General features: G+C 61.2%; 17 protein-coding genes. 13 read left to right on the forward strand and 4 right to left on the reverse strand.

Annotated features, from left to right (window positions below):
• Positions 1 to 13: 13 nt before the first annotated feature.
• Complete coding sequence (locus AC2444_RS04900; protein WP_171815674.1) at positions 14 to 979, reverse strand: VOC family protein; 966 nt, start codon at positions 977 to 979, stop codon at positions 14 to 16.
• A 188-nt stretch (positions 980 to 1,167) separates the two neighbouring features.
• Here AC2444_RS04900 and AC2444_RS04905 point away from each other — a divergent pair, with 188 nt between their 5' ends.
• The 4 genes from AC2444_RS04905 to AC2444_RS04920 all read left to right on the forward strand — a co-directional run bounded on the left by AC2444_RS04905 (position 1,168) and on the right by AC2444_RS04920 (position 3,923).
• The gene (locus tag AC2444_RS04905; RefSeq protein ID WP_012756642.1) at positions 1,168 to 1,587 is read left to right on the forward strand and encodes a universal stress protein; all 420 of its coding nucleotides are present in this window, start codon (positions 1,168 to 1,170) and stop codon (positions 1,585 to 1,587) included.
• Between the two features lie 116 nt (positions 1,588 to 1,703).
• Positions 1,704 to 2,372 carry a PAQR family membrane homeostasis protein TrhA gene (gene trhA / locus AC2444_RS04910; protein ID WP_012756643.1) on the forward strand — a complete coding sequence of 223 codons (669 nt, stop codon included), beginning with the start codon at positions 1,704 to 1,706 and terminating at the stop codon, positions 2,370 to 2,372.
• Between the two features lie 66 nt (positions 2,373 to 2,438).
• Positions 2,439 to 2,990, forward strand: a complete 552-nt coding sequence (locus AC2444_RS04915; protein WP_012756644.1) for a GNAT family N-acetyltransferase — start codon at positions 2,439 to 2,441, stop codon at positions 2,988 to 2,990.
• Between the two features lie 231 nt (positions 2,991 to 3,221).
• Positions 3,222 to 3,923: a pentapeptide repeat-containing protein gene (locus AC2444_RS04920; RefSeq protein WP_041935486.1), complete on the forward strand. Its 702-nt coding sequence runs from the start codon at positions 3,222 to 3,224 to the stop codon at positions 3,921 to 3,923.
• Between the two features lie 95 nt (positions 3,924 to 4,018).
• On the opposite strand, the gene msrB is transcribed toward AC2444_RS04920, so the two are convergent.
• Entirely contained in the window at positions 4,019 to 4,432 is a 414-nt protein-coding gene (msrB, locus tag AC2444_RS04925) for a peptide-methionine (R)-S-oxide reductase MsrB (RefSeq protein ID WP_012756646.1), read from the reverse strand.
• Positions 4,433 to 4,621: 189 nt separating this feature from the next.
• On the opposite strand from msrB, the gene AC2444_RS04930 reads away from it, so the two are divergent.
• From AC2444_RS04930 to AC2444_RS04970, 9 genes are all read left to right on the forward strand, one after another.
• Positions 4,622 to 4,837, forward strand: coding sequence for a hypothetical protein (locus AC2444_RS04930; protein ID WP_012756647.1), 216 nt, complete (start codon positions 4,622 to 4,624; stop codon positions 4,835 to 4,837).
• A gap of 208 nt (positions 4,838 to 5,045) precedes the next feature.
• On the forward strand, positions 5,046 to 7,403 hold the full coding sequence (locus AC2444_RS04935) for a putative monovalent cation/H+ antiporter subunit A (protein WP_012756648.1): 2,358 nt from the start codon (positions 5,046 to 5,048) through the stop codon (positions 7,401 to 7,403).
• A 4-nt stretch (positions 7,404 to 7,407) separates the two neighbouring features.
• On the forward strand, positions 7,408 to 7,827 hold the full coding sequence (locus AC2444_RS04940) for a Na(+)/H(+) antiporter subunit B (protein WP_012756649.1): 420 nt from the start codon (positions 7,408 to 7,410) through the stop codon (positions 7,825 to 7,827).
• The gene (locus AC2444_RS04945) at positions 7,827 to 8,204 is read left to right on the forward strand and encodes a Na+/H+ antiporter subunit C (RefSeq protein WP_032994420.1); all 378 of its coding nucleotides are present in this window, start codon (positions 7,827 to 7,829) and stop codon (positions 8,202 to 8,204) included. Before AC2444_RS04940 ends, AC2444_RS04945 begins: the two co-directional genes overlap by 1 nt.
• A 64-nt stretch (positions 8,205 to 8,268) precedes the next feature.
• The gene (locus tag AC2444_RS04950) at positions 8,269 to 9,822 is read left to right on the forward strand and encodes a Na+/H+ antiporter subunit D (protein ID WP_012756651.1); all 1,554 of its coding nucleotides are present in this window, start codon (positions 8,269 to 8,271) and stop codon (positions 9,820 to 9,822) included.
• Complete coding sequence (locus AC2444_RS04955; RefSeq protein WP_012756652.1) at positions 9,819 to 10,292, forward strand: Na+/H+ antiporter subunit E; 474 nt, start codon at positions 9,819 to 9,821, stop codon at positions 10,290 to 10,292. The genes AC2444_RS04950 and AC2444_RS04955 overlap by 4 nt, the downstream gene beginning before the upstream one ends.
• Positions 10,289 to 10,642 carry a cation:proton antiporter gene (locus AC2444_RS04960; RefSeq protein ID WP_012756653.1) on the forward strand — a complete coding sequence of 118 codons (354 nt, stop codon included), beginning with the start codon at positions 10,289 to 10,291 and terminating at the stop codon, positions 10,640 to 10,642. The genes AC2444_RS04955 and AC2444_RS04960 overlap by 4 nt, the downstream gene beginning before the upstream one ends.
• Positions 10,639 to 10,971 carry a monovalent cation/H(+) antiporter subunit G gene (mnhG, locus tag AC2444_RS04965; protein WP_012756654.1) on the forward strand — a complete coding sequence of 111 codons (333 nt, stop codon included), beginning with the start codon at positions 10,639 to 10,641 and terminating at the stop codon, positions 10,969 to 10,971. The genes AC2444_RS04960 and mnhG overlap by 4 nt, the downstream gene beginning before the upstream one ends.
• A 440-nt stretch (positions 10,972 to 11,411) precedes the next feature.
• Positions 11,412 to 11,843 carry a Ros/MucR family transcriptional regulator gene (locus tag AC2444_RS04970; RefSeq protein WP_003546634.1) on the forward strand — a complete coding sequence of 144 codons (432 nt, stop codon included), beginning with the start codon at positions 11,412 to 11,414 and terminating at the stop codon, positions 11,841 to 11,843.
• Between the two features lie 275 nt (positions 11,844 to 12,118).
• Here AC2444_RS04970 and AC2444_RS04975 read toward each other — a convergent pair whose 3' ends face one another.
• Positions 12,119 to 12,541, reverse strand: coding sequence for a SufE family protein (locus AC2444_RS04975; protein ID WP_012756655.1), 423 nt, complete (start codon positions 12,539 to 12,541; stop codon positions 12,119 to 12,121).
• A 247-nt stretch (positions 12,542 to 12,788) separates the two neighbouring features.
• A complete protein-coding gene (locus AC2444_RS04980) occupies positions 12,789 to 13,283 on the reverse strand; it encodes a DUF5330 domain-containing protein (RefSeq protein WP_012756656.1) in 495 nt (164 codons plus the stop codon).
• Between the last annotated feature and the right edge of the window lie 322 nt (positions 13,284 to 13,605).

Below are 13,605 nucleotides of genomic sequence, written 5' to 3' on the forward strand. Positions count from 1 at the left end.
GTTGTTGCAGGAGTTACGCCGAAAGCGTCAGGCCGATGCCCCAGGGATCTTTCAAGAACACGCCGCCGTCGCGCTTCTCACTGTTGATCTCAAGCGCATCGAGCTTGGAGACCGCCGCATCCAGCGTCGCCTTGTCGTTGAAACGGACCTTGTAGTCCGAAAGCCCGGTCATGTTGCCGGCGCGTGCCGTGGCGCCTCGGCTGTTCCAGATATTGGCGCCGAGATGGTGGTGGTAGCCGCCGCTCGCAAAGAAGCTCGCGCCCGGATAACGCGCCATCAGCTTGAGGCCGAGGACGTCACGGTAGAAGGCGTCGGCCTGCGGGATGTCGCCGACCTGCAGATGCAGATGGCCGATCGCCGTCCCCGCAGCCATGCCGTCCCAGCGCTCATCAGGCGCGCTGTTGTAGAGCGCCTGCAGGTCGAGGCGAAGCGTCGCCATCTCCACCATGCCGTCCTCATGGAATTTCCATTGTTCGTGCGGGCGGTCGGCATAGATCTCGATGCCGTTGCCTTCCGGATCGGAAAGATAGATCGCTTCGCTGACCAGATGGTCCGAGGCGCCGTCGAGCGTGACGTTATTCTGTGCCGCGTGGCGCAGCCAGCGTGCGAGCTCCGTCCGGTCCGGCATCAGGAAGGCGGTGTGGAAAAGGCCTGCGGCATTGCGCGGCGCGATCATGGCATTCTTTGCGGTGGTCAGCGTCAGCAAAGGCAGGTCGCCGACACCCAGCACTTCGCCGCTCGCCGTCTTCTCGATCACCTTCAGGCCGAGCATCGATTGGTAGAAGCCGGAAACCAGACCGAGGTCGGTCACAATCAGATGCGACTGGTCGATATAGGCGGGTCGCGTCAGCGCATAGGAAGTTTCGGTCGTCATGGATTGGTCTCCTGCCTCTGAATTGGCCCTTGAGATAGAAGGCGTACCGGCGGTGGCGGCAAATGTGCCGCCTGCAGCAAGCCCGAGGAAGTTTCGCCGGTTCATTCTCTGAGGTCCCCTCGGTTGCCGTACTTGATCTCTATATGGCGCATCTCGATTGTTCACAGAAGATCTGTTTTTGAGGATGAAGCGTTGAGCAGGCGTTGACGATGACTTGCGCCCACTTGATCGCGATCAATGCGTTCATATCTTCTTTAGAGAAAGCTTATGCATCGCAGTCATGGAGGGAAGCCATGTACAGAAAGATCATCGTAGCGATCGCGCTCGGCGGCATCGACAAGGGAGAAAAAATCCTCCGCAAGGCCGCGTCCTTGCTCGACGAAGGCGGCGAGATCATCGCGCTCAATGTTGTCGAGGATGTGCCGAGTTATGTCGCGATCGAACTGCCGGCCAACATGGTCGAGGACGCCATGAAGGATGGCCGCGAGAAGCTGGAAGCACTGATCGCCGCAGCCGGCGTCACGGCAACCATCGAGATCCGCAACGGCCCGCCGGCCAAAGCGATCATTTCGGCCGCCGAAAGCCACGGCGCTGACCTGATTATCGTCGCCTCGCACGTTCCGGACTTTTCCAACTACTTCATCGGCGCCACCGCCGATCGGGTCGTGCGCCATGCCAAATGCTCGGTGCTCGTCGACCGGCAGAAGGTTTGATTTTTGCGCCACTGCGGCCTGTCACGAAGATTTACCGCCCGTGCGCTTTGCCGCAGTTGCACCTCCGTCCGTTCGATGCGACGATTGCAATCGGGGTATGAAACGGATTGGCGTGCATGGGCGAGTTCAACGGCATCCGCTGGGCTTATGATAGATACGAATTGATCGCCGACGGTATTGTCCACGGCGTCGGTCTCGTGCTGGCCCTGATCGGCGCCACCGTGCTGATCTTCTACGCCACGGTCTGGAGTTCACACGGCGCGCTCGCCGCCGCCTGGATCTATGGCGTCGGGCTGGTGCTGACGCTTGCCATTTCCTTTTCCTATAACGCCTGGCCGGTCTCGCGCACGAAATGGTATCTGCGCCGTTTCGATCATTCGGCGATCTTCCTCTTGATCGCCGCCACCTACACGCCCTTCCTCGAACGCGGCGCCGACGATCCGCTGCTCTTGTTCATGTTGGTCGCCATCTGGTTGTTCGCCGCCGTCGGCATTTTCTTGAAATGCGTCTTTCCCGGGCGTTTCGACCGTCTTGCCATCCTGCTTTATCTCGCCATGGGCTGGAGCGGCGTTCTGGTGGCCGAGCCCGTCGCCTCGCGCATTCCCGCCGCCTCGATGCTGCTGATCGTCATCGGCGGTGTCATCTATTCACTCGGCGTCATCTTCCATGTCTGGGAGAAGCTGCGCTTCCAGAACGCCATCTGGCACGGCTTCGTCGTCGCCGCGGCGGCCGTGCATTATTCGGCCGTCTTCACCTGTTTCAGCCTGTCGCCACCAGGCCTCTGAACGACTGATGTGCCCGAAGCCGTTCCTGTTTTGCGTCCGCCGTTTACATCTCTCGAGGCGGGGCGTATGCCCGCCTTCGCAAACAATATGAACCCGAGCATCATGACAGACGCTGTCCTCCTCCGCGACGCCACCGAAGCCGATCTTTCCGCCATCCGCGATATCTACAATCACGCCGTCGAGCACACGACGGCAATCTGGAACGACACGCTGGTCGATCTCGAAAATCGGCTGGAATGGTTCAAGGCGCGCAAGGCACGCGGCTTTCCGGTCATCGTCGCCGAAATGTCGGGCAAGGTCGCAGGCTACGCCTCCTATGGTGATTGGCGCGCCTTCGACGGCTACCGCCACACGGTCGAGCATTCCGTCTATGTCGACAAGGATTGCCGCGGTGGCGGCATCGGCGAGCGGCTGATGCGGGAGCTGATCGTGCGTGCTGCCGCCGGCAATATCCACGTGATGATTGCCGGCATCGAGGCTGAGAACACCGCCTCGATCAGGCTGCACGAAAAGCTCGGCTTCCGCATCGCCGGCAGGTTTTCCGAGGTCGGCACCAAGTTCGGCCGCTGGCTGGACCTCACCTGCATGGAACTTCGCCTGCCCGGCAAGGTGGATTGATCCACCTGGCCGGCAAGGCGGATTGACCTGCCTGCCCGGCAAAGCCCCAGATTGATCAGGCAAAGCGCCAAACTCATCAGGCAAAGCCCCAAACTCATCAGCCAAAGCCATTGTGAACGGCGCGCGCCATCTTTTTATTGTAGTCTGAGCTGTGTAAGAATGTGGAAGCAGTCTGCTTCGCGGAAGGCGGCCTGAAAGCATATTGTAGGCGTCATGGGGGTGAATAGTTCAATGGCAAAGCACGGATCGTCGCTCGGTCTCCTTGCCCTCGTCCTTCTGGCATTTGCGCCGGTTGCCGCACGGGCCGCCGATTGCGGCAGCCTGGCCTCGCCGAAGCTCGACTGGCAGGAATGCACCAAGAAGAACCTGATGTTGCAGGGCAGTGATCTCGAAGGCGCCAATCTTGTCGGCACCGATTTCTCGCTGACCGATCTTGCTGGCGCCAACTTCAAATCCGCCAATCTGGAGAAGGCGACGCTGGTGCGCGCCTCGCTGGAGGGCGCCCATGCCGAAGGCGCCAACTTCGCCAAGATCGAGGCCTATCGCTCCAGCTTCGCCAATATCGCCGCCGATGGCGCTTCCTTTGCCGGCGCCGAGCTGCAGCGCGCCAATTTCGCCGGCGCCCGGCTCGCCGGCGCGAGCTTCGAAAAGGCGGAGCTCGGCCGCGCCGATTTCGACAAGGCGGTGCTGACGGGGGCGAAATTCTCGTTCGCCAATCTCTCCCGTGCCGATCTCTCCGGCGCCACCTTCGAAACCACGCCGATGTTCGATCGCGCCTTCATGTTCCTGACCCACATCGAAGGCCTTGACCTCTCGGCCGCAACCGGGCTCGAACAGACCCAAATCGACCTTGCCTGCGGCGATACCTCGACCAAGCTGCCGGCCGGCCTCTCCGCACCGACAACCTGGCCCTGTCCCGCCGAGCACGAGTGATCAGGCAGGCTCGCCGGCCTTATGGTCGAGCTGCGCAAGCGTCTGTCTCGGCTTATCATCCGAATGAACCGCTTGCCGATTACGGGGCCGGTCGCTTACTTCCCAGGCTCGAACACCATGGAGTGGCCGTTGATGCAATAGCGCAGGCCGGTCGGCGGTGGGCCGTCGGGAAAGACGTGGCCGAGATGGGCGTCGCAGCTGCCGCAGCGGATTTCGGTGCGCACCATGCCAAAGGCCGTGTCGCGATGCTCCGTCACCGATTCGGGCGACACTGCTTCGAAATAGCTCGGCCAGCCGCAGCCGGCATCGAATTTCGTGTCGGAGCGGAAAAGCGGCGCGTTGCAGCCGACGCAGCGGTAAAGCCCCGTCTCGAACGAATCCCAATAAGGGCCGGTGAAGGCGCGTTCGGTGCCGTGCTGGCGCGTGATGCGGTACTGCTCGGGAGTGAGCTGCTCTTTCCAGTCGGCGTCGGTCTTGTGGATCTTGGCGGTGGTCGCAGTTTCGGACATGAGGTGCTCCTTTCGCCGAGGGGCGGGTTCCGTTTCGCGAGAAATGTGGTGCGCCGCGTTCAGTTCATCAAGTCTCCCGCCGGCGCGCCATGAGATTGGCCGCATACCCAATTGGGGGAAGAGGCTTGCTTTTACATCCGTTAGGGGTTTTCTGTTAGGGTTAATGTTGCGTGCATTGGAGAATCACTGGTGTTTGAAACAGCAATCGTCCTGCTCTACGGCCTCGTGGCCGTGGCAGCCATGGCGGTCACACTGTTGGAAGGCTGGGCCAACCATGACGGCGTGACGCTTCATCGTCTCGCCGGGCTCTTCGCCTGCCTGCTCTGGCCGCTGACGCTTGTGGTCTTCATCCTCCACGGTTGCATCGCCCGGCTGCTGACGCGTCTTTCCAGATCGACGGCCTGATCGGCTTTGAACATCACCATGCAGTGCGGCTCGCGGCCGAAATCACTTGAGACGCTCCCCCGTTTCGCCTAAGCCAGAGGACAGGCTGGTTTTCTCCGGTTTTTCCGTCTGTTGCTCTTGCAACAGACTTTTGCCTTTACAGCGCCGCGCGCCTTGTCGGACGTGCAAAGGACTGTAACATTTTGAATTATGCAGTAGAGGAGGGGACATGGCCGATGTCACGGCTCTGACATTTCTGGCCATGTGTCTGCCGCTCGTCGGCGCTCTTGCCGCCCCCTTCGTCATCCGCATCTTCGGCGCAAACGGTGCCTGGCTCCTGGCGGTCGCTCCCTTGCTCGCCTTCCTGCATTTCCTGCGTTTCATTCCCAAGATCGCGCGCGGCGAGGTCGTCGCCGGCGGTTATTCCTGGGTGCCGAGCTTTCATCTCTCTTTTTCCTGGTTTCTCGATGGCCTGTCGCTGACTTTCGCGCTGCTGATCACCGGCATCGGCACCCTGATCGTGCTTTATGCCGGCGGCTACCTCAAAGGACACAAGGATCAGGGCCGCTTCTTCTCCTTCATCTTCCTCTTCATGGGCGCGATGCTCGGCGTCGTCGTTTCCGACAGTTTCCTGATGCTCTTCGTCTTTTGGGAATTGACGTCGATCACGTCCTTCCTGCTGATCGGCTTCGACCACGAGCGTGAGGCGGCTCGCCGCGCCGCCCTGCAGGCGCTTGTTGTGACCGGCGGGGGAGGGCTCTGCCTGTTGGCCGGCCTGCTGCTGCTCTGGAACATCTCGGGCGTCACTGAGATGTCGCGGCTCATGGGAGCGGGCGATATCGTGCGCGAAAGCCCGCTCTATCTCGCTGCCCTCATCCTGGTCTTGGGCGGTGCCTTCACCAAATCGGCGCAGTTTCCCTTTCATTTCTGGCTGCCGAACGCCATGGAGGCGCCGACGCCGGTTTCCGCCTATCTGCATTCGGCCACCATGGTGAAGGCAGGCGTCTATCTGCTGATGCGGCTCAATCCCGTCATGGGGGCAACCCCTGCCTGGGAAATCCTTCTGCCCTTCTTCGGCGGGCTGACGCTGGTCGTCGGCACCGCGCTCGCCATCCGCCAGACCGACCTGAAGCTCAAGCTCGCCTATACCACCGTCTCCTCGCTCGGCCTGCTCGTCATGCTGATCGGCTTCGGCTCGGACCATGCGGTGGAGGCGGCGGCGCTCTATCTGGTGGCGCATTCCCTCTTCAAGGGCGCGCTCTTCATGGTCGCCGGCATCATCGATCACGAGACCGGCACGCGCGATATCACCAGGCTCAGCGGCCTGATGCGGGCGATGCCGCTCACCTGGATGATTGCCCTTGCGGCGGCCTTCTCGATGGCCGGCCTGCCGCCCTTCTTCGGTTTCCTCGCCAAGGAGGAGATTTATATGGCACTTGTCGGCGGCGATATCCGCGCGCTCACCTTTACCGCCATAACCGTCTTCGGCAATGCGCTGATGTTTGCCGTCGCCTTCGCCGTGGCGCTGAAACCCTTCCTCGGCCAACCGGTGGAGACGCCGAAACCGCCGCACGAAGCGCCCGTCCTGCTTTGGCTCGGCCCGGCCGTTCTCGCCGTCCTCGGGCTGCTCGCGGCGATCTTTTCGACCTTCACCCATACCGTCCTGTCCTCGCCGATCGCCTCCGCCATCCGCCAGACACCCGTCGAAATCGACATTTCGCTGACGCCGCATATCGGCCTGCCCTTGGCGGTTTCCGCCCTGACCGTGCTGCTCGGCATCGGCGTCTACGGGCAGCTCGCGCGCGCCCGTTTCCTGATGGCCGTTTTCCTGCGCGCGGCCGGACCTGGGCCGGACCATGGCTTTGATGTTGCACTATCGGGCCTTGTCCGCTTTTCCGGCCGCGTCATGCGTGTGCTCCAGCCGGGGCGGCTGGAGATCTATGTCACCTGCACCTTCCTCTGCGTCGCCGCTATCCTCATCATTCCGCTTGTCGTCTATGGCGAACTGCCGCGTCTGCCGGCCTGGCCGGCCGATGTCAGGCTCTATGAATGGGCGGTCTTCCTGATCGCCGCCGTCGGCCTTGCAGCCGTGCTCGTTGCCCGCGACCGGCTGACGGCGATCGTCTCGCTCGGCATCCAGGGTTTCGCCGTCGCCATCATCTTCCTGCTCTTCGGCGCGCCGGATCTGTCCTTCACCCAGTTCATGGTCGAAACTCTTTCGGTGGTGATCCTTGCCCTGGTCATGACCAGGCTTCGTCTTTCTCCCGCCGATCGGCGGCCGCTCGGCCGCAAGCTCTTCGACGGCGCGCTGGCGCTTGCCTGCGGCCTCGGTTTCACGCTTCTGCTGATGCGGGCGACGCAGGCGCCGTTCAACGATGCGCTGACGGAATTCTTCAACGCCTATTCCAAATCGATCGCCCATGGCGCCAATGTCGTCAACGTCATCATCGTCGATTTCCGCGGCACCGACACGCTCGGCGAAATCGCCGTCGTTGCGGTCACCGGCCTTGCCATCCTGGCGCTTATCCGCATTCGCGCCGGCAGCGAGCGCAAGCTTGCCGCCAATGATCCCGCGACGGAGGGCTGATCGCGTGAACACCCTCATCTTCCGCACCGTCGCCCCGTTCCTCACCGCACTGATGCTGCTGTTTTCCGTCTTCGTGCTGCTGCGCGGCCATAACGAGCCGGGCGGCGGCTTCATCGGCGGGCTGATCGCTGCCTCGGGACTGGCGATCTACGGCATTGCCCGCGGCGTCGGCGCCGTTCGCCGGGCGCTGTTTTTCCATCCGCTGTCGATCGCCGGCTTCGGCCTGTTCCTGTCCACCGCAGCCGGTCTTCTCTCCATCCTGTTTGCCGTTCCCTTTATGACCGGCCTGTGGATCTATCCGACGCTTTTCGGCGCCGAGGTGCCGCTGTCGAGCGTCATGCTCTTCGATATCGGCGTCTATCTTGTCGTGCTCGGCGCCATCACGTCGATCGCATTGGCATTGGAAGAAAAGGAGGTGGAATGATGGAGCCGCTTCTGGCGATCCTCGTCGGTCTGTTCTTCGCCGCCGCCATCTATCTGATGCTGTCGAAATTCTCGATCCGCATCATGCTCGGCATCGCCATCCTCGGCAACGCCGTCAACCTGCTGCTCTTTACCGGTGGCCGGCTGACGCGCGAGGTGCCGCCGATCATCCCGGCGGGTCTCGACAGCTTGCCCGCAGGCACGGCCAACCCGCTGCCGCAGGCCCTCATCCTGACGGCGATCGTCATCTCCTTTTCCTTCCTTGCCTTCCTGCTGGTGCTGACCTACCGCGCCTATCAGGACCTCGGCACCGACAACACCAGCGACATGCGCGCCGCCGAGCCCGACGACCGGCCGCTGCCGCCATTGGGGTATTGAGGATGTTGGTGCGGATGCTCACTACACGGCAAACCCTCTCGTGCGATAGCGGAGGCGCCATCTGATGGCTGCCGCCACCTCCACCGTCGATCTCTCCGCTGCCCTGATCACCGCCCCAGTGCCGATCGGTCACTGGCTTGCCATCCTGCCGGTCGCCCATTGCATCACGCTCGGCGCCGTCCTGCTGATGCTGCGCGCCTATCCCCGCCTGCAGGCCTGGCTTGCCATCCCTGGTCTTGCGGCGCTGGCGCTGATCGATGCGGCGCTGCTCGCCAAGGTCGCGGCCGACGGGCCGCTGACCATGGTCATGGGCCGCTGGCTGCCGCCCTTCGGCATCGCCTTCACTGTCGATCTCTTCGGTGCGCTGATGGCTTTTACCGCGGCCCTTGCCGCACTCGCCGGCGGCATCTATGCGCTGGCCGATATCGGCGAAAGCGGCCGGCGATATGGTTTCTTCCCGCTGCTGATGCTGCTGATGGCCGGCGTCACCGGCGCCTTTCTCACCGGCGATATCTTCAATCTCTATGTCTGGTTCGAGGTGCTGCTGATCTCCTCCTTCGGGCTGATCATCCTTGGTTCCGAACGTGAGCAAATCGACGGCGCGCTGAAATATGCGGTGCTCAATCTGATCGCCACGACCCTGTTCCTGGTCGGCGTCGGCATTCTCTATGCCGCCTTCGGCACCCTCAACATGGCCGATATCGCTGCAAAAGCTGGTGATTTGCGCGGCACGGCGCCGCTGATGACGCTGGCAAGCCTCTTCCTGCTCGCCTTTGGCATGAAGGCGGCGGCCTTCCCGGTCAATTTCTGGCTGCCCGCCGCCTATCATACGCCGCGTATCGTGGTCTCCGCACTGTTTGCCGGCCTGCTCACCAAGGTCGGCATCTACGCGCTGATCCGGGTGATGGTCATGCTGTTGCCGGTGGAGCGCCAGGAATTGAGCCCGGTGATCGCGCTCGCCGCCGCCGCGACCATTGTCGTGGGCGCTCTCGGCGCGCTTGCCGAAAACGATATCCGCAGGCTGTTCGGCTATGTCGTCATATCGGGCATCGGAAACATGCTGGCCGGCGTCGCCCTCGGCGGCCTTGGCGGCATCAGCGGCGCTGTCTTCTATGCGCTCCATTCGATGGTGCTGATGACCGCACTTTATCTTGCCGCCGGCGAGATCGCCCGGCGCGGCGGCGGCTTTTCGCTGTCGGCCCTCGGCGGGCTCTACCGGCAAAGCGGCGGTTTCACCGCACTCTCCCTCGTGCTCTTCCTGGCCGCCTGTGGCCTGCCGCCCTTTTCCGGCTTCTGGCCGAAGGTCATTCTCGTCAAGGCCTCGCTCGATCTCGGCGCCTGGTGGCTGGCGGCCTCGATCCTCGTCGGCGGTTTTCTGACGACGATCGCCTTCGGTCGTCTCTTTCTGCTCGCCTATTGGCGCCCGGCGGCGATAGCACTGACGCCGTCCGGACCGAGGTGGCGCACGGGCCTGCCGCTCGCCGCGCTGACCGCGCTGGTCATCGGCTTCGGCATCTTGCCGGAACAGTTGCTGGCGCTGTCGCAATCGGCCGCCGCCGGCTTGGCCGATCCCCACGCCTATCTTCATTCGGTCTTCCCGGAAGGGCGTGCGCCGTGATCTTCTTCCTCTTCAACCTGCTGCTTGCTACTGCCTGGGTCACTGTTACCGGCAGCGCCTCGCTGCACAATCTCGTCCTCGGCGTCCTGCTCGGGGCCCTGGCGCTGGTCATCATCCGCGAATCCTTCGGCGGCAAGGGACGCATCCCCCGCGTCCTCCCGGTATTCTCGCTCGCCGCTCTGTTCCTCAAGGAGTTGTCGCTGTCGGCCTGGAAGGTCACGGTCACCGTGCTCTCGCCCGATATGAAGCTGAAACCCGGCATCTTCGCCTACCCTTTGACGGTGACGAGCGATTTCGAGATCACTTTGCTGGCAAACCTCATCACGCTGACTCCAGGCACGCTTTCGGTCGACGTCTCCACAGATCGCCGCACGCTCTATGTGCACGCGCTCGATTGTTCCGATCCGGAGGCGACCAGGCGTGATATCGCCAACGGTTTCGAACGCAAGATCATGGAGGCCTTCCGGTGATCACACCTGCCGCCATCGTCGCAGCCGCATCCTCGGCCGCACTCGTCATCCTCGGCCTGGCGCTGATCCTCACCGTCTGGCGCGTCGTTGCCGGCCCGACACTGCCGGACCGGATCCTCGCCCTCGACATGCTGACCGGCATCGCCATCGGTTTCATCGCCGTCATTGCGGTCAAGACCGGATTTTCGCTCTATATCGATATTGCCATCTCGCTCGGCCTCGTCGGTTTCCTGGCGACCGTCGCCTTCGCCCGATTCGTGCTGTCGCGCGGCAATATCAAATCGAAGCCGTCCGCATCTGCGGCAAATGGCGACACGCAAAAACGCCGGGCAGGGGGGAAGAAGCGATGATCGATTATATCGTGGCTGCCGTCACCGCCTTGCTTTTGATCGTTGGTTCGCTCTTTACGCTTGCGGCAGCGATCGGCCTGGTCCGGCTGCCTGATCTCTATACGCGCATGCATTCGGCCTCGAAGGCGGGGACTGTCGGCTCCGGCCTGTTGCTCCTTGCCGCCGGCCTTTATTCGCAGGACCCGGCGATTCTCGCCCGCGCCATTGCCGGTTTCGTCTTCTTCCTGCTGACGGCACCGGTGGCGGCCCATCTGCTTGCCAGAGTTGCCCATCGTTCGGGATATGATCTCGGTGCACTCTCGGTCCGTGACGATATCAGGGATCGTTGAGGCTATGCTGTTCGGCGACTTTACCAGATTTATGCAAAACTTATGCACAGGAAGCTGTGAGTAAAGCTTGCCGAAGAGCCCCTCAATTCTTCATCTGTCATTTTTTCTCAAGAAAAACGACAAATAATAATTGGCCTTTCGACCAAACGATGGTATTTGAAAATGCAAGTAGAGTTCTGATTGTGAATTGCAATCGTACTGCTTCCAAGTCCCTCAGTTTTGATTTTTAATGTCTAAACTGGGGCCATCGCCTGGAGCATGACGTAGTGGTTTCCAGTCAGGCAGTATAAGAACAGGTCAGGCTCTTCGGAATCTAGGGGTGGATTTCGCGTTTTTCGAAACAGAAGGTCGCTTCCTGTGCTTTTGCTGTTCGCTTCTACGAGGCGGGTCTTTGGCGTGTCAGTCAAAGACCGTTTGAGCATGCTAACAGGAGAAAGAATATGACGGATATAGCGACCGGCAGTGCGCCGGAGCTGCTTGTGGAACTGACAGCCGACATCGTCGCAGCTTATGTCAGCAACCATGTTGTACCGGTCAGCGACCTGGCCAATCTGATTTCCGACGTGCATTCGGCACTGAGCAACACGTCCGTACCGCAGCCTGCTGCGGCGATCGTCGAAAAGCAGAAGCCTGCAGTTTCTGTCCGCAAGTCCGTACAGGACGAGCAGATCACGTGTTTGGAATGCGGCGGCAATTTCAAGTCCCTCAAGCGTCACCTGATGACGCATCACAGCCTCTCGCCGGAAGAATACCGCGAGAAGTGGGACCTGCCGACCGATTACCCGATGGTAGCGCCCGCTTATGCCGAAGCGCGTTCGCGCCTGGCAAAGGAAATGGGCCTCGGGCAGCGCCGCAAGCGCGGCCGCGGCTGAGCTTTTTCGAAAGCATCAACGACAAAAAGCCGGGTCTTGTGCCCGGCTTTTTTGTGCCTTCGCAAGGGGAAGAAATACATTTTCCGGTATTTGAAGCGTTGCGTCTGATTCGGCCGGACGCCACGACTGCGTAAGAGATCCCGTCTTATGCTTTGCCGACAGGCTTTGAATGTATTCCTATACTATGAGCAAGTGTTAATATACTCGATTGCAGAGCCGGCACTGACCCGCTTGCTCGCCTTATGGCTCTGAAAGCCGGCCAGCCACGATCGCGGTCAAGCCGCAGCGCGGGCTCTTGCCTCTTCGCGGATCCTGTTCACCATCGAGCGCAGTCCGTTCGAACGCTGCGATGACAGGTTCTCCACCAGGCCGATCTTCGAGAATATCTCGAAGGCATCGAGCCCGGCGATCTCCGATGCCGTCTTGCCGGAATAGGTGGCAAGCACGATGGCGACGAGGCCGCGCACGATATGGGCGTCGGAATCACCCTCGAAGCTCATGACCGGATTGTCGGGATCGCCTGCCGTATGAGTCACCAGCCAGACCTGGCTGGCGCAACCCATCACCTTGTTCTCCGAGGTGCGCCTCTCCTCGGCCAAATCAGGCAGCGCCTTGCCGAGTTCGATGACATAGCGGTAGCGATCTTCCCAATCGTCCAGGAAAGCGAAGTCGTCGATGATCTGGTCGAGGGATGCCATGGAGAAGCCTTTCACTATTAAAGCAGTTCCAGCAAAAGTGCGCAGCGGTCTTGCGTCCGGAATGCGTCAGGAAATGCTCTAAGAGTGCATATAGGTGAAAGACCGGCAGATTTGAACCGTTAAAAAGAAACGCCGTGAGGGATGGGCATCCTCACGGCGCAGCAACATGCTGAATTAAACAGGGCAGGCACGTCAGGCATGGGGCATCTCCGCGTCATGCGGACCACCGATGCAAGCTGGTTGAGGGTCAGGTCGCCGGCTTCGGCGTCGGCAGCGGAATAGCGCCGGTCACCACCGTCTCAGAGGAGGCGTCATCTTCGACCGGCGGACGGTAAGGCATCGGCTGGTTGAGCGCTGCCTTGGCCTCGCGCACCTTTTCCTGGATGGCAGGCGTGGTGAGGGAAGGCATGTTGAGCGCCACTGGCACCTGCGGGTCGGCAAGCTTTGCGGTTGCCGGCGTCTCATCCTTGAACTGGCTGTCGAGAAGTTCATAGGCAACGCGGGCGCCTTCACGGGCCCGGTAGCCGAGTGCGGTGAGGGTCTCGGTACCCTTGGCGCAGACTTCGGGCTTCTCCGAGCACATGCCGGTCAAATAGTCGTAGGCGCCGCTTGCCGCCGTGAACGCGTCGGAAAGCTGCAATTGCGGGCCGCTGGCCAACTTGTCGGAACTCTCCGTGCTGAAGACGGAAAGAAGCACGAGCACAAGGCCAAACCAGAAGGATCCTTTGATCAGAAACCACATTGTCGTCGCCCATCCTGTTTCCCCGTCCGGTTCTTGTTGCCGAATCAGGCCGGTTGTCCGGTGTGTTTTCACCCTAGCGCCAAGTTGCGAATGCCGCTTTTCGAAACTCACGCGCATTTGCGGCAAATTTAGTTCAAATTTTAGCGAACGGCATTTGAGCCGCATTTTAGTCGAATGCGAGCGATCGCCGTTAAGCATCAGGGCAGCACCTGCTTGCAATTGCAGGACTTTTGCCGGCTCGCCTTGCCACAGGAGTTAACGCAATGCTGAAATATGAGGAAAATCCGTCGCTTACCCCCTATTAACCACAAAAGGCAAAGAG

This window comes from Rhizobium sp. WSM1328 (assembly GCF_057653715.1).